Annotated in this window: 12 protein-coding genes; 11 read left to right on the top strand and 1 reads right to left on the bottom strand. The window is 49.0% G+C overall.

Annotated features, from left to right (window positions below; translation table 11 throughout):
• Positions 1-414 precede the first annotated feature (414 nt).
• The 9 genes from BM181_RS06695 (at position 415) to galU (ending at position 9,534) form a co-directional block, all read left to right on the top strand.
• The gene (locus BM181_RS06695; protein ID WP_075443211.1) at positions 415-1,245 is read left to right on the top strand and encodes an AraC family transcriptional regulator; all 831 of its coding nucleotides are present in this window, start codon (positions 415-417) and stop codon (positions 1,243-1,245) included.
• 159 nt (positions 1,246-1,404) lie between these two features.
• Positions 1,405-2,433 carry a GDP-mannose 4,6-dehydratase gene (gene gmd, locus BM181_RS06690; protein ID WP_218150103.1) on the top strand — a complete coding sequence of 343 codons (1,029 nt, stop codon included), beginning with the start codon at positions 1,405-1,407 and terminating at the stop codon, positions 2,431-2,433.
• Positions 2,434-3,741 carry a sugar phosphate nucleotidyltransferase gene (locus tag BM181_RS06685; RefSeq protein WP_075443207.1) on the top strand — a complete coding sequence of 436 codons (1,308 nt, stop codon included), beginning with the start codon at positions 2,434-2,436 and terminating at the stop codon, positions 3,739-3,741. It abuts the gene before it with no gap.
• Between the two features lie 14 nt (positions 3,742-3,755).
• On the top strand, positions 3,756-4,700 hold the full coding sequence (locus BM181_RS06680) for a GDP-L-fucose synthase family protein (RefSeq protein WP_075443205.1): 945 nt from the start codon (positions 3,756-3,758) through the stop codon (positions 4,698-4,700).
• A 20-nt stretch (positions 4,701-4,720) separates the two neighbouring features.
• Positions 4,721-6,073, top strand: coding sequence for a phosphohexomutase domain-containing protein (locus BM181_RS06675; RefSeq protein ID WP_075443203.1), 1,353 nt, complete (start codon positions 4,721-4,723; stop codon positions 6,071-6,073).
• Between the two features lie 39 nt (positions 6,074-6,112).
• Entirely contained in the window at positions 6,113-6,994 is an 882-nt protein-coding gene (gene rfbA, locus BM181_RS06670) for a glucose-1-phosphate thymidylyltransferase RfbA (protein WP_075443201.1), read from the top strand.
• A 14-nt stretch (positions 6,995-7,008) separates the two neighbouring features.
• Complete coding sequence (gene rfbC, locus BM181_RS06665) at positions 7,009-7,584, top strand: dTDP-4-dehydrorhamnose 3,5-epimerase (protein ID WP_075443200.1); 576 nt, start codon at positions 7,009-7,011, stop codon at positions 7,582-7,584.
• Complete coding sequence (gene rfbB / locus BM181_RS06660; protein WP_075443198.1) at positions 7,585-8,625, top strand: dTDP-glucose 4,6-dehydratase; 1,041 nt, start codon at positions 7,585-7,587, stop codon at positions 8,623-8,625.
• A gap of 30 nt (positions 8,626-8,655) precedes the next feature.
• Entirely contained in the window at positions 8,656-9,534 is an 879-nt protein-coding gene (gene galU, locus BM181_RS06655; protein ID WP_075443196.1) for a UTP--glucose-1-phosphate uridylyltransferase GalU, read from the top strand.
• Positions 9,535-9,590: 56 nt separating this feature from the next.
• Here the strand turns inward: galU and BM181_RS06650 are convergent, their stop codons facing one another.
• Positions 9,591-10,412: an Rpn family recombination-promoting nuclease/putative transposase gene (locus tag BM181_RS06650; protein ID WP_218150101.1), complete on the bottom strand. Its 822-nt coding sequence runs from the start codon at positions 10,410-10,412 to the stop codon at positions 9,591-9,593.
• A gap of 414 nt (positions 10,413-10,826) precedes the next feature.
• Here BM181_RS06650 and BM181_RS06645 point away from each other — a divergent pair, with 414 nt between their 5' ends.
• Entirely contained in the window at positions 10,827-14,111 is a 3,285-nt protein-coding gene (locus BM181_RS06645; protein ID WP_177207175.1) for a calcium-binding protein, read from the top strand.
• Between the two features lie 195 nt (positions 14,112-14,306).
• On the top strand, positions 14,307-15,728 hold the full coding sequence (wbaP, locus tag BM181_RS06640) for an undecaprenyl-phosphate galactose phosphotransferase WbaP (protein WP_177207174.1): 1,422 nt from the start codon (positions 14,307-14,309) through the stop codon (positions 15,726-15,728).
• The last annotated feature ends 6 nt before the right edge of the window (positions 15,729-15,734 follow it).

The raw sequence follows: 15,734 nt of genomic DNA, 5'->3' as shown, positions 1-15,734 counted from the left end.
TTAGATTGTAAATCCGTCCTGTAATTGTTAATGAATTGGGATATGAGCTTAAATATACTAATTATATAACTATGTTATAAGACTTCAAACGTGAAATGGAACTTAATAGTTTTGTATAAAAATGACAACTTTAAGACATGTCGTCGGGCCATTTTTATTTGCTTAACAGTACGTGTGTTCACCGTTCGTTTCTGTTTGGTTGAAATAGGGCGGCATATCTTCCCGCCTTGTTGCGTACTTGCCCCGAATGCAAGTCGGGAACCGACGAGGGCGGTTTATACATTGGTTGCCACAATATACTTCCAAAGTTGAATCTAGCAACTATGGAAGTATATTGTGTCCGGTGTATTTATAGGAAATCAAGGTGCTAGAGAGAGCTTCTCTGATGTGTGTAAAAGTTTTTGGGAGGTTAGGATGCTGACTGTTCGAACAAAACGAATTCAGTATACGCCCTCTCTTTTTGCGCGGGTATCGTTATTGCATTTGGCGGAGACGGGGAGTCTTACGGCGTTAAAGCCACATACTTCCAGGAGGACGAATTTAGGCGGATTTTTACTTTTGGTGGTGGAAAAAGGAACAGGTGCTGTTACGGTAGATGGAACAGAATATAGATTGAAGTCAGGCGAGGCTGCTTTTATTGATTGTTCGCGGCAGTATTCACATAGTACTGATGAGAACTTGTGGACGATTCACTGGGCTCATTTTGATGGGCCAGCGCTATTAGCGGTGTATCACAAGTTTTTGACTCGTTCCGGTAAGCCTGTGTTTGCTGTGGCTGATGTGGCAGCGTATATTGGCTGTCTGCAGCAGCTTTATGAGACGGCGGCGGGGGCATCCTATGTGCGTGATATGAGTATCAATACCATACTATCGACATTACTGGAGAAGGTAATGGAAGATTGTTGGGAAGATAGGCGCTCGGAGTCATGGGGGCGTGTGGAGGAGATACGATTATTCCTTGAGAATAGCTACATGGAGCGCATCACGTTGGAGAGCCTGGCGCAAAAGTTTTTTATGGAGCGAACGTATCTAGGGCATATGTTTAATCGCGTGATGGGGATATCGCCTATCAAATATCTTTCAACGGTACGTATCCGCAAAATCAAGGAGTTCCTGCGCTTCACGGATAATACACTGGCTGAGATTGCAGAGAAGACTGGTTTTTCTTCGGAGCAGTATCTGTCCCGTGTGTTCAAAGATATGGAGGGAATCTCGCCACGGGAGTATAGGAAACGTTGGAAGTAGGCGGAAAAGTAAAAAGCCAAGATTGTGCAAGTTTCGCCAAAGAATGTGAATTAAAAACGAGAAGAGAATATGGAAAAATAGTGCATAGCCTAGGGCGATTGCACGATATCAGTCTCGCTGTTCTGGCAGCGGGACTTTTTTATTTATGGAGGAATAATGATGAAAAAAGCATTGATTACTGGTGTTACTGGTCAGGACGGTTCGTATTTGGCAGAGTTCTTGCTGGATAAGGGATATGATGTGCATGGTATTGTTCGCCGCTCGTCGGTAGAGTATCGTGAACGCATCGCGCATCTGGAGGGGCTGCCGAATTTCCATTTGCATTATGGCGATATGGGGGATTCGATGGGGCTTATGGCTGTCATCAGCACAGTGCGTCCCGATGAGATTTACAATCTGGCAGCCCAGAGCCATGTACAGGTTTCTTTTGATGCACCGGAGTTCACGGCAGATGTGGATGCTACGGGTGTTCTTCGCATCCTCGAGGCTGTTCGCCTTTGCGGACTCAAGGATACCTGCCGTATTTATCAGGCATCAACGTCGGAGCTTTATGGCAAGGTTGAAGAGGTTCCGCAGAACGAGAATACGCCGTTCCATCCGTATTCTCCGTACGCTGTGGCCAAGCAGTATGGTTTTTGGATTACGAAGGAGTATCGCGAGGCCTATGATATGTTCTGCTGCTCGGGTATCCTGTTCAACCATGAGTCGGAGCGTCGCGGCGAGACTTTCGTCACGCGCAAGATTACGCTTGCAGCTGCCCGCATTGCACAGGGCAAGCAGGAGAAACTGTATCTCGGTAATCTCGACAGTCTGCGTGACTGGGGCTATGCCAAGGATTATGTTGAGTGCATGTGGCTGATTCTGCAGCATGATACGCCGGAGGATTTTGTTATTGCTACGGGGGTACAGCATTCTGTTCGTGAGTTCTGCCAGCTGGCCTTCCATCATGCGGGCATTGAGTTGGAGTTCAGCGGTGAAGGTATGGAAGAAAAAGGCATCGATAAGGCTACGGGCAAGGTAGTCATCGAGGTGAGCCCGGACTTTTATCGTCCGACGGATGTTGTCAATCTTTGGGGTGATCCTACCAAAGCCAAGAAGGAGCTGGGCTGGAATCCGACTAAGACGACGTTTGAAGAGCTGGTCGAAATTATGGTGAAGCATGATATGGAGAAAGTGGGTCGGGAGTAAGTGCATATCGTATTATTATCTGGCGGTTCGGGCAAGCGCCTTTGGCCGCTGTCGAACGATATCCGCTCAAAGCAGTTTATCCCGCTGTTTCCGCAGGTGGATGGAGCGTATATATCCATGGCACAGCGAGTATTCCGGCAAATCCGCAAGGTGGATGCGTCTGCAGATATAACGGTGGCTACTTCTAAGGCACAGGTATCGACGCTAAAGAACCAGCTCGGCGATGCAGTGGATATTTCGGTAGAACCTTGCCGCCGGGATACTTTTCCGGCGATTGTGCTGGTAAGTGCCTATCTTCATGATGTGAAAGGTGTAGGACTGGATGAAGCGGTGGCAGTTTGTCCTGTTGATCCTTATGTGTCCACGGACTATTACAAAGCGGTACAGCATTTGACGGAGCTGGCGGCGCAGGGCACGGCAGATCTTATGCTGATGGGCATTGAGCCGACTTATCCTAGCGAGAAATATGGCTATATCATGCCTACATCAAAAGATGAAATCAGTAAGGTGGATTCTTTTAAAGAGAAGCCTGCGGCAGTCAAAGCTGCTGAGTATATCGAAAAAGGCGCTTTGTGGAATAGTGGTGTCTTTGCTTATCGGCTGGGCTATGTGCTGGAAAAAGCGCATGAGCTGCTGGATTTCAAGGGGTATGAGGATCTGTATGAGAACTACGGCAATCTGACGAAAATCAGCTTTGACTATGCCGTGGTGGAGAAGGAGCATAGTATTGGCGTGCTTCGCTATGCGGGGGAATGGAAGGATCTTGGCACTTGGAATACTTTGACGGAAATCATGCATGAGCCGTCCATTGGCGAGGTGACTATGGATGACAGCTGCTCAGATACTCATGTGGTCAATGAACTGGATGTGCCGATACTCGTGATGGGGGCCAAGAATCTTGTTGTGGCTGCCAGTCCTGAGGGGATATTGGTGGCAGATAAAGAGTCATCAAGCCATATTAAGCCCTATGTGGAAAATCTTACGCAGCAGGTAATGTTCGCAGAGAAATCCTGGGGCAGTTTCCAAATCATTGATGTGGAAGAAGACAGTCTGACTATCAAAGTGACACTGAATGCAGGGCATGGCATGAATTATCATAGCCATGCGCATCGTCAGGAGATATGGAATATCGTCAGTGGTGAGGGGACAGTTTTGCTGGATGGACAGGAACGTATGGTCAAGGCTGGCGATATCGTCGAGCTGCCGGTAGGGTGCAAGCACAAGGTCACAGCGCAGAGCCGTATGACTATTATGGAAGTCCAGTTGGGTGAGGCCATTTCCAAGGCGGATAAAATCAAGTGGGAATAAAGAGGCGTATCATAATGATGGAAAAAAATGCAAAAATCTATGTAGCTGGTCACAGAGGTATGGTAGGATCGGCAATTGTCCGCGAGCTTGAGCGGCAGGGGTATACGAATATCATTACTCGCACGCATAAAGAACTGGATCTTATCGATCAAGTGGCTGTGAATGAGTTCTTTGCGCAAGAGAAACCCGAGTATGTATTCCTGGCGGCAGCTAAGGTGGGCGGTATCGTAGCCAACAGCGAGGCATTGGCTGATTTTATGTATGACAACATGATGTTGGAGATGAATGTGATTCATGCGGCTTGGAAAAATGGCTGCAAGAAATTGGAATTCCTAGGGTCCAGTTGCATTTATCCGCGTATGGCACCGCAGCCGATGAAAGAATCATGCCTGCTGACTTCGGAGCTGGAGAAAACCAATGAGGCCTATGCGCTGGCCAAGATTTCGGGACTTAAATACTGTGAGTTTTTGAACAAGCAGTATGGTACAGACTATATCTCCGTCATGCCGACGAATCTCTATGGGCCTAATGATAACTATCATCCGACGCATAGCCATGTGCTGCCTGCTTTGATTCGCCGTTTCCATGAGGCGAAGGAGCAGGGATTGCAGTCTGTTACCTGCTGGGGGGATGGCTCGCCTCTCCGTGAATTCCTGTATGTAGATGATTTGGCCAATCTCTGTGTGTTCCTGATGAATAACTATAGTGGGAATGAAACGGTCAATGCTGGTACGGGCAAGGAGCTGTCCATTAAGGAATTGACGGAACTGGTAGCTAAGGTTGTTGGCTATGAGGGTGAGATCCTTTGGGATACGACACGGCCCAATGGTACGCCGCGTAAACTCCTTGATGTGTCGAAGGCAGAAAAATTAGGCTGGAAGTATCGGACAGAGTTAGAGGATGGTATTCGTCTGGCATATAAGGATTTCTTAGAGAATCCAATGCGGGCAGAGCGTTAACAAGATAAGGGAATGGTTTAATGAGTTATTGTACGAAGGCCTTTGGTGCCTATGATATTCGCGGTATTTATCCGAATACTATCAATGAGGAGATTGCCTATCGTATTGGACGGATATTTCCGATATTGTTTTCCGCCAAAAAGGTTGCTGTTGGGCATGATATCCGATTGTCGGGGCCGTCAATTCAGGCGGCGCTTTCTCGTGGCCTTATGGAATCGGGGTGTGATGTTATTGATATTGGTCAGTGCGGAACAGAGATGATTTATTTCGCGACGGCGCATCTAGGATTAGATGGTGGTATCATGATTACAGCCAGCCATAATCCGAAGGAATATAATGGGATGAAGTTTGTCCGTAAAGGGGCACGTCCAATTTCTGGAGATACAGGGTTGCGTGAGTTGGAGCGGCTGGTGGCTGAGGGAGCGTTAGCTGCATCGGATGCAGCGCCCGGAAAAATCGAAACGCTGGATATTACGGAAGAGTATGTGAAGCATATCTTGTCATACGTGGATGTGTCTAGGCTGAAACCGCTAAAGGTAGTTGTCAATGCGGGAAATGGTGCGGCGGGCCCTATCCTTGATGTGATGGAGAAATATCTGCCGTTTGAACTGGTAAAAGTTCATCATGAACCTGACGGAAATTTCCCTAATGGTGTTCCCAATCCACTGTTGCCAGAGAATCGTGAGGCAACGGCAAAAGCAGTGCGAGAGTCAGGGGCTGATGTCGGTGTAGCTTGGGACGGTGATTTTGATCGGTGCTTCCTCTTTGATGAGAAGGGAGACTTCATCGAAGGTTACTATATGGTTGGCTTTTTGGCACAAGCGTTTCTGGAAAAGTATCCTGGCGAGAGAATTATCTACGATCCGCGGCTTACTTGGAATACGGTTGAGCTAGTAGAAAAGAATGGCGGAACACCAGTGGTTTCGAAGAGTGGGCATGCATTTATCAAGGAGAAGATGCGTGAAATAAATGCAATCTATGGTGGCGAGATGAGTGCACACCATTATTTCCGCGACTTTTCGTATTGCGATAGCGGGATGATTCCTTGGCTATTAGTATTGGAGCTTTTGTCTAAGTTAGGCAAGTCGCTATCTGAGTTGATGAAGGAACGTATCGAGCAGTATCCGTGCTCTGGTGAAATCAATAGCAGGGTTAAGGATGCAGATGAGGTGTTAGAGCGCATTGAGGAAGAATACGGTCCGCAAGGACATGTTATGAAAATTGATGGGTTATCGGTTGAGTATGATAAATGGCGGTTTAATTTGCGCAAATCAAATACTGAGCCGGTGATTCGATTAAATGTTGAGACGCGTCAGAACAAGGGGTTGCTGCAGGACAAAACGGAAGAACTACTGGCGAAAATTCGTATGTGAGATTATTTTGATTTAAGAATGTAGATGGGTGGTGTAGTTATGGAACAACCGATAAAAAAGGGAATTATCTTAGCAGGAGGATCAGGCACACGTCTTTATCCCTTAACAAAGGTTGTATCAAAACAGTTAATGCCAATTTATGACAAGCCGATGATTTATTATCCGCTTAGTACGCTGATGCTGGCAGGAATCAATGATATATTGATTATTACGAATCCTGCTGATAAGGATTTGTTTGTAGATCTTCTAGGGGATGGCAGTCAGTTCGGTATCCACATTTCATATGCAATCCAGCCAAGTCCGGATGGCCTTGCCCAGGCATTTCTGATTGGTGAAGAGTTCATCAATGGCGATGCTTGTGCTTTGGTGCTGGGGGATAATATCTTCTACGGTTCGGATTTATCCCAGGCGATGCAGCGGGCAGCTGCCAGTGAGCTGGGCGCAACGGTGTTTGCCTACTATGTATCTGATCCTGAGCGCTATGGCGTGGTGGAGTTTGATGCAGCAGGCAAGGCTTTGAGTTTAGAGGAGAAACCGATAGCGCCGAAGTCAAACTATGCGGTCACGGGACTGTATTTCTATGATAAGGATATTGTTGATATTGCCAAGACCATCAAGCCATCGCCCCGCGGTGAGCTGGAAATCACCGATGTCAACAAGGTTTATCTGGAGCGTGGCACGCTGCAGGTTGAGAAGATGCGCCGTGGCTATGCTTGGCTTGATACGGGGACGCATGAGTCGCTCTTGGATGCGGCTTCCTTTGTGCGGACGATTCAGGCACGGCAGGGGCTGAAGATTGCTTGTATCGAGGAGATTGCCTATCGTATGGGATATATCGATGCGGCACAGGTTGAGAGGCTGGCACAGCCGCTGTTGAAGAATGAGTATGGCAAATATCTGATTCGCATGATTCGGGAATAAGGAAGCATCGTAACGTGAAGGTTATTGAGACAAGTATTGAAGGTGTTTTGATTATCGAGACGGATGTGTTCGGTGATCATCGTGGTTTTTTCACGGAAACTTACAATAAGCCAAAGTATGAGGCGTTAGGTATCACGAATGATTTTGTGCAGGATAATATGAGCTTTTCTGCGCAGAAGGGGACACTTCGCGGTCTGCATTGGCAAAAACCGCCGTATGCTCAGGCGAAGCTGGTATCTTGCTCAAAGGGCCGTGTTATCGATGTAGCCGTAGATATCCGTAAGGGAAGCCCGACCTTTGGCAAGTGGGTTTCGGTGGAACTTAGTGCGGAGAATCATCGGCAGTTCCTTATTCCGCGAGGCTTTGCGCATGGCTTCCTGACATTGACGGATGATGTGGAGTTCCGCTACAAATGCGACAATGTGTACAACAAGGAGTCTGAGGGCGGTATGCGCTATGATGCGCCAGAGGTAAATGTCGACTGGGGAACTTTATTGGCAGGCATTGAGCCGGTTCTCAGTGAGAAGGACACGACTGGCCCAACATTGACTGATAGCAAGAATCAATTTGTATATGGAGAGAATTGTTAAATGAAGATAATCGTAACAGGTGGCGCTGGATTTATTGGCTCGAATTTTGTCTACTATGAACTGCAGAATCATCCAGAAGATGAGATTATCTGCTTGGATGCTCTGACTTATGCCGGGAATATGGAGACGTTGGCTGAGGCACAGAAGAAGCCTCAGTTTAAGTTCGTCAAAGCAGACATTGCTGACCGTACGGCTATCTATAAGCTGTTTGAGACAGAGCAACCGGATGTTGTCGTAAACTTTGCGGCTGAGTCCCATGTTGACCGGTCAATCGAGAATCCCGAGATTTTCCTGCAGACGAATGTCATTGGGACGAGTGTCTTACTCGATGCTTGCCGCAAATATGGCATCCAGCGCTATCATCAGGTATCGACGGATGAGGTTTATGGTGATCTGCCACTGGATCGGCCGGACTTGTTCTTTACGGAGATGACCCCACTGCATACGTCTAGTCCATATTCATCATCAAAGGCGGGCGCAGACTTGCTGGTGCAGGCATACCATCGGACTTACAAGCTGCCGGTGACGATATCGCGCTGCTCGAATAACTATGGGCCGTATCATTTCCCTGAGAAGCTTATTCCGCTGATGATCATCAATGCTCTGGCGGATAAGAAGCTGCCTGTTTATGGAGATGGCTTGAATGTCCGAGACTGGCTCTATGTTGAGGATCACTGTGCGGCTATCGATTTGATTGTCCGCAAGGGCAAGGTTGGTGAGGTCTACAATATTGGCGGACATAATGAGCGTGCCAATATCGATGTAGTAAAGACCATCCTGAAGGAGCTAGGAAAGAGCGAAGAACTCATTGAGCATGTTACAGACCGCAAAGGGCATGACCGCCGCTATGCGATTGATCCGACAAAGATCCATGAGGAGCTCGGCTGGCTCCCGGCAACGAAGTTTGAGGATGGCATCAAGAAGACCGTGCAGTGGTATCTGGAACATCGTGAGTGGTGGGAGCATATCATTAGTGGTAGTTATCAGGAGTACTATACAGAAATGTATGATGCTAGGACCGTATTGGAATATGCGCAGTAAATGCGTATCGCGAAAAGATTGTTATGGACTATGGGAAAAAGAATTCGTAAAGTGGTAATTCCAGCGGCGGGATTCGGTACTCGTTTCTTGCCGGCGACGAAGGCGACGTCGAAGGAAATGCTACCGATTGTGGATAAGCCGACGATCCAGTATATCGTTGAGGAGGCGTTGGCTAGTGGTATCGAGGAAATCTTGATTATCAGCGGTCATGCGAAGCGGGCGATCGAGGATCATTTTGATTCGGCACCGGCATTGGAGATGGAGTTGGAGCGTAAAGGCAAGGATGCGTTGCTGCAGCTGGTACAGGAGACAGCTGCCATCAAGATTCATTATATCCGCCAGCGGGAGATGCGCGGTTTAGGTGATGCCATCTTGTGTGCGAGGGCTTTTATGGGCGGTGAGCCGTTTGCGGTGCTGCTTGGCGATGATGTGGTATATAGTGAGCCGGGGAGAGCTCCTGCGCTGCGGCAGCTGATGGATATTTATGAGGCGACTGGCGGCTCTGTTTTAGGTTGCCAGCTGGTATCACAGGAAAAAGTTTCTGCGTATGGTATCGTGGATGGTACAGCCACGGATAATCCGCGGTTGCTGCGGGTGCAGGATATGGTAGAGAAGCCAGCGGTGGAGGCAGCGCCGAGCCGAATGGCGGTGCTGGGGCGCTATGTGATTACGCCGCAGATTTTTGACATTCTGGAGAATACGCAGCCGGGCAAAGGCGGTGAGGTACAGCTGACGGATGCTCTGCGGGTATTAGCACGGCAGGAACCGGTGTATGCCTATGATTTTGAAGGGATTCGCTATGATGTCGGGGATAAGCTGGGCTTTTTGAAGGCGACGGTGGAGTATGCTCTGCGCCGTCCGGATCTTGGGGGAGATTTTGCAGAGTATTTGAAGGGGATTATGTGGTAAGAAAAAGAGAGACTTGGATGCTGATTTTCAGGCAAGTCTCTCTTTTGATGTTTTCATCATTCGGGGATGGAAAGGTTATTTTCTTTAGCAAAGGTAAGAATTCTTTCTTTTGGCCAGGCAACAACATCGATGATTTCATTCAGTGGTTTATGCTTTAGAAGCATGCGTTTTACGATGGTAATCTCCATGTTGCGTTCGCCTTCAGCACGTCCTTCGGCGCGTGCATTTTCGTGGTCGGAGTTGTAGTCCATGATGGACATTTCACGGTTGATGTAGCGGCGGCGTTCCTCGGTGTTGTTCAGGAATATGCGCGCGGCTTTCATGGCACTTTGGATGGCAGCATCAGTCATGGACAGTTCCTCCTTTTCTTTATCATCGAGCTGGTTGGCAAAGTATGCCAGCCAGCGTTCCATTTTTGTCATTTCGGCGATGGGTTTTTTGGCGTATTTGGGGATTTCCAGGAAATGTAGCGTCAGGTCTTTATTGAGCCGGTCGCCGGTTTCTTGGTTATAGATACTCCACATAGAGTAGGGATTAGCCTGTGGGAGCAGTTTGAATTTTAGGATGTTTACCGTAATGGATGGTTTTAGATCCCGATAGTGTTTGCCGGCGGGCAGAGACATCAGGTAGAGCTGCGCCCAATAGTATAGGGTCCGTCGTGCCATGTCCTTGTGGTTGACGACCTGGACTTCGACGTCTACCTGTTCGGTGGTGTCGAGGACGCAGGTAACATCGAGGCGTGTGAGCTTGTCCGATTCATTTTCGGGGGACATTTCGGTTTGGGTGAAGGTAATGTCCTGAATCGGATGCTGCAAATCATGCTGCAGGACGGCATTGAGGAAGTCGATGGTAATCTGTTTTGCGTTCTTCTTTACCAAAGATGAATTTAAACAAGACATCGTTCATCGGATTGTAGTTGCGTTCGCTGAGATCTGCAAAGAGATAGGAGTTCTGCCTCGTAGTCATTTGAGAGTCCCTTCTTTCTTTATATTATAGAAAAAACATTTTTGGCCGGCAAGAGAAAAGTTTGTACGAAAACATGTTCTTTGTAAGCAAATTATAACACAATACGAACATAAATTCTATATAGCTTAAATGTATACACCAGGTTGGCTCCAGACGAGAATGGTTGTAATCGCAGATATTTGCTTAGTATTTGCAGGGGATTATTGGATAAGCTCTGTGGGAAAGCGTTGTTTTTGCGCCATGTGCATGGTAAAATGGGGGAGGAAAGATGAAGGCTGTGCCATTACAGGATGGATGGTGCAGAAGATGCATGGAGAAAGGATTGGATGTATATGGAGACTGCGCAGAGTGTCATCAAGAAGTTTATGAAGTCGCTGGATGATACGTCGCAGCAGGGGATTGCTGCGGTCGATGAGGCGATTCGCGCGGCATCGGCTGGACGTTTTTATAATATGCGCTCGGTTTGGGCGGCGTTTGTCCGTGATGCGAGTGGCCTTTTGGGGACGAATGCAGATAAGACGCGTATCGATAGTTTTTTGAAGACGTATTGCGATGTTGATTTGCATAATAACGATACAGGAGCCATCAGCGGCCTTGATGCAGGTGGCAGTACGGTGGCCAAGACGGCGGAAAGCGTGATTCCCGATATTGCGTCAACGAATACGTATTGGAATTCTTTGTATACGGTGCAAGGGGTTAATTTTCATGTGGATAACCCGCAATCGTTGACTTCTGCGCAGGTTCATATGTGCCGTTTGATTCAACGTTGGTGGATTGATAAGGCTTTGGCGGTAATCCGTGATTCCTATGGTATCAGCCTGGATGAGGCGGGATCTAAGATAAAAGATATTCATATCCGTTTCACGAAGCCGGCATCGGAGACGCAGGCCCGGTGGGATGGAATGTTGGCTTGTGTAGGGGATGGACAGCGCAGTTCAGAGCTGGTGCTCAGTATCAATCTGGATCATATGCAAATCGTGGACTTTAATAAAGATGGTTCTATCAATTATAATGGAATCATGAAAAATGTAAAAAATCCGCAGAATCAATATTATGAAGAGTATTTTGACCGTACATTGACGCATGAGCTGGTTCATGCAGTTATGAGATCAACCATCAACAATCATGGGGCGTTGCCGGCCTCGATAAAGGAAGGCTTGGCCGAGCTGGTTCATGGTATCGATGACGCACGTACTGGCAATATTTATCATGTGTTCCAGGCGCATACGGCCAGCGATTGGTGGTCGAAGCTGCTGGAGCCGAAGACGACTTATGATTCGGCAACGGATACGTATCATTCGGATACGTATGCGGCTGGTTATATTTTCCTTCGTTATCTGGCAAAGCAGCTGGCGCAGGCGGCAAATCTGCCGGCGGCCAAGGTGTTTGATAAGTCGGGCCAGACGGTGACGCTGGGGGCAAGGTTTACGCCGAATACCATTGACCTGCGCCAGGAGGCTCCGTTCGTGCGGAATGCCGATGCACGGGCTGTGACGCATGCGACGAATGTCTATGGCGATGCGGAAAACAATGTACTCTATGCAAGCAATAAGGGTGGCACGCTGCGCGGCTTTACGGGCAACGATACGCTCTATGGCGGCAGTGGCAAGGATACGTTCTACTATGCCAATGGGGATGGCAATGATACCATCCGCAATTATGGTTCGGGCGTCGATGTTGTGCAGGTAGCCTCCGGGGCTGTTACGACGCAGGTTTCGGGCTATGACCTGCTTTTGAAGGTGGGCACGGGCTCCATCCGTATCGTCGATGGCACGACGAAGAATGTACTGCTCAAAGAAGGCAACAAGGCAGTCCGCACCATCAAAGGTTATAAAAAACTGCCGACTATGGCAGCTTATAATGCAAACCAGACGGCTGTGACGCTCAAGGCAGCAGCAAAGAATACGTTTGATGCCCGCAGCTATAATCCGTCCATCCGTACGATTGATGGCCGGGCCGCAAATGCGGGGGTCAATATCTATGGCAATGCGGCGGCCAATACCATCTATGCGGGCAAGAAGGGCGGCCTGCTGCGCGGCTTTGGCGGCAATGATACGCTCTATGGTGGTGCAGGCGTGGATACGTTCTACTATGCCAATGGCGATGGGGCTGATGTCATCCGTAACTATGAGTCGAACAAGGATATCATCCAGATTGGCTCGGGAGCCATCAGCGGGACGACGGTCTATGGCAATGATGTGACGTTTACGGTCGGCAAGGGCAGCATCAAAGTGATTGGCGGTGCTGGCAAGACCTTCCGCTTCAAGGATGCGAAGAACAAGGTTACGACGCGGCGCGTAGACTTCCGTGCGCTGCCCCGTGGGGCGGCGTATGCGGCTAACTATACGCAGGTAAATCTGTCGGCTGCTTTTGCCGATAAGAGCTTTGATGCCCGGGCATATCGCAGCTCTATTCGTAACATCGATGCCCGTGGCGCGAAGAAGCAGGCCGTTACGATCTATGGCAACGCAAATGCCAATACGATTTATGCCAGTGCCAAGGGCGGTCTGCTGCGCGGCTTTGGTGGCAATGATACGCTCTACGGCGGTGCAGGCGTGGATACGTTCTACTATGCCAATGGCGATGGGGCTGATGTCATCCGCAACTATGAGTCGAACAAGGATATCATCCAGATTGGCTCGGGAGCCATCAGCAAGACGACGGTCTATGGCAGTGATGTGACGTTTACGATTGGCAAGGGCAGCATCAAAGTGATTGGTGGTGCGGGTAAGATATTCCGCTTCAAGGATGCGAAGAATAAAGTCACGACGCGGCGTGTAGACTTCCTGGCGCTGCCGAAGGGCGCATCCTATGCGGCTAATTATACGAGGGTAAATTTGGCATCCGGCTTTTCGGGCCGGGTTGAGGCGAATGCCTACCGTCCGACCATCCAGACCATTGATGCCAGCAGGACTTCGCGCGCGGTCACGCTCTATGGCAACAGCAAGGCAAACCGGCTGGTGGCTGGCCAAGGGGGCAGTACGCTGCGCGGCTTTGGCGGTGATGATACGCTGGTGGGCGGCAATGGCGTCGATACGTTCTACTTTGGCAAGGGCGATGGCAAGGTAACGGTCGATAACTTCGAGTCGGCAAAAGACTGGATTCGTCTCTATGACAGCAATTCCTATACCAGTAATGTGAATACATCGGCCAAGACGGTCACGATTCAGGCTGGCGGCAAGCAGACGCTGACCATTCGCGGTGGGTATGGCAAATGGATTGGTTTACAGACGGCCAATGGCGCCAAGACCAGCTTACGGTACTACAACGGCGATAGACAAGTCCAAACGTATTATTTCAAGGATCAGAGATATATTACGTGCGGATCCTGGCGGGATGTTCTTTACATGCATGCGAACAGTGGTAAGTATGTCATCAATAACATGCAGAAAAACGATATCCTCTATCTGCAGAATGTCGCCAATATCAACCAGATTTACGCGAATGTTAAAAATAGCGTGTTGACGGTTGGGATTTATGGCAGCAGCATGGAGACACGTTTCACGAACTGGAAACAGGGTCAGTCGTTCCAGGTGGTCTATGGCAACGAGAGCAGCCACCGTCTGCATACGCTCAGCACTTCTGGCAGCAAAGTCAGCATCTCTCGTTAATAAATAGGGAAACTTCAATGGCAGTCACGTTAGGTGGCTGCCATTTTTGTGCAGCAATCCTTTCAGACAGCAGATCGCATAAAGCGGATGATGCAATTTACAGTGTATATTTAATTGTAAAACGCACTGCAAATTGATATAATAAAAGCATTGAATACAAGGAATGGTTTTATTATGAGGACGGGTTTTGCTTTTATGGGAGAAACGAATACCAGTTTATTGTCAGGGGGAAAGTGGAATTATTTCATTTTGCCGGTTGCGTTATTTGCTGCAGATTTGCTGGTGGTGTATGGTACGATGATGGCGGCGATGCTGCTGGTATCGCAGGTGCTGGAACAGCCTTTAGGGATGCCGCGCAGCTGGGGAGTCTTGCTGCCGGTGCTTTATATGTCAAATCTTTTGTTTGCTGATCTCTACCGGACGCGGAGAGTTCTTGCCGATCATGCACGTAAGATTTTCAAGGCATCGGGCTATGCGGTGATTACGATTGTACTGGCAGATTTCCTGCTGCATATGGGGGAGACGCCATTATCCCGGTCATTCTTGCTGCTGTTTTGGCTGCTGAGTTTTTGGGGGCTGTATACTGAGCGGTATTTTTTGCGGGCTGTGTTCAGCCGGCTGGGGTTATGGAAATCAGAGATTGTTATCATTGGTGCTGGCAAGACAGCGGAGAAGTTCGTGAAGGCGTTTGGTTCGGGGTTTGATATCGTTGGTTTCGTGGAGGATAATCCGCGGCGTCCGCTGCTGCAGAAATATCCGCATCTGGGAGGTTTTGCTGATATCGAACAGGTGCTGCGTGAGCATCCAGTCTACGAGGTGCTGCTGGCGGTGCCAGGGCTGTCGAAGGCCCAGACAATCAAGCTTTTCTATGAGGTGCAGCCCTATACGAAGCATGTGTCGCTGATCCCGGATCTTTTCGGTGTGCCGATCGGCAATATGAAGGCGTTGCGGAGTCTTGATGACCAGCTTTTGGTGCTGCGCACGCATAACAATCTGAACCGCATGTCAAACCGTCTGTTGAAGCGTGCTTTTGATCTGGTGGTTGGCAGTCTGATTGCTGTCTGTATCCTGCCTATCATTGTGGTGACGTATGTGCTGGTCAAGATGGATTCGGATGGGCCGGCGTTTTACAATGCGGAGCGTATTGGCAAGGATGGCACGACATTCCGCTGCTATAAGTTCCGTTCGATGTATGTGAATGCCGATGCGATCTTGCGGGATTATTTGGATAAGAATCCTGAGGCGCAGCGGGAGTGGCAGGAGTTCCAGAAGCTGCGCGGCGAGGACCCGCGCGTGACAAAGGTCGGACGGTTCATCCGCAAGTACAGCATCGATGAGCTGCCGCAGATTTTCAACGTGCTCGAGGGCAATATGAGCCTGGTCGGGCCACGGCCATATCTGCCGCGCGAGCGGGAAGATATCGGCGAGTACATGCCAGTCATTTGCATGACGACGCCGGGCATGACGGGCCTCTGGCAGGTCAGTGGCCGCAGCAATGTGAAGTTCAGCGGCCGGCTGAAGATGGACTCGTGGTATGTGCGGAACTGGAATCTGTGGACAGATATCGTGATACTATTCAAGACCGTGCGGGTCGTGCTTGGACGGGATGCGTACTGAAAGAAC

The organism is Pseudoselenomonas ruminantium (genome assembly GCF_900113715.1).
Lineage (GTDB): Bacteria > Bacillota > Negativicutes > Selenomonadales > Selenomonadaceae > Selenomonas_A > Selenomonas_A caprae.
Note: the sequence above shows the minus strand (reverse complement) of the source record. Positions and strands in the feature narration are given on the sequence as shown.

Coding starts and splice junctions, on each gene's coding strand:
- BM181_RS06680 (WP_075443205.1), top strand. CDS start 3,756: ATGATGGAAAAAAATGCAAAAATCTATGTAGCTGGTCACAGAGGTATG.
- BM181_RS06645 (WP_177207175.1), top strand. CDS start 10,827: ATGTATATGGAGACTGCGCAGAGTGTCATCAAGAAGTTTATGAAGTCG.
- gmd (WP_218150103.1), top strand. CDS start 1,405: ATGAAAAAAGCATTGATTACTGGTGTTACTGGTCAGGACGGTTCGTAT.
- BM181_RS06695 (WP_075443211.1), top strand. CDS start 415: ATGCTGACTGTTCGAACAAAACGAATTCAGTATACGCCCTCTCTTTTT.
- galU (WP_075443196.1), top strand. CDS start 8,656: ATGGGAAAAAGAATTCGTAAAGTGGTAATTCCAGCGGCGGGATTCGGT.
- rfbA (WP_075443201.1), top strand. CDS start 6,113: ATGGAACAACCGATAAAAAAGGGAATTATCTTAGCAGGAGGATCAGGC.
- BM181_RS06675 (WP_075443203.1), top strand. CDS start 4,721: ATGAGTTATTGTACGAAGGCCTTTGGTGCCTATGATATTCGCGGTATT.
- rfbB (WP_075443198.1), top strand. CDS start 7,585: ATGAAGATAATCGTAACAGGTGGCGCTGGATTTATTGGCTCGAATTTT.
- wbaP (WP_177207174.1), top strand. CDS start 14,307: ATGGGAGAAACGAATACCAGTTTATTGTCAGGGGGAAAGTGGAATTAT.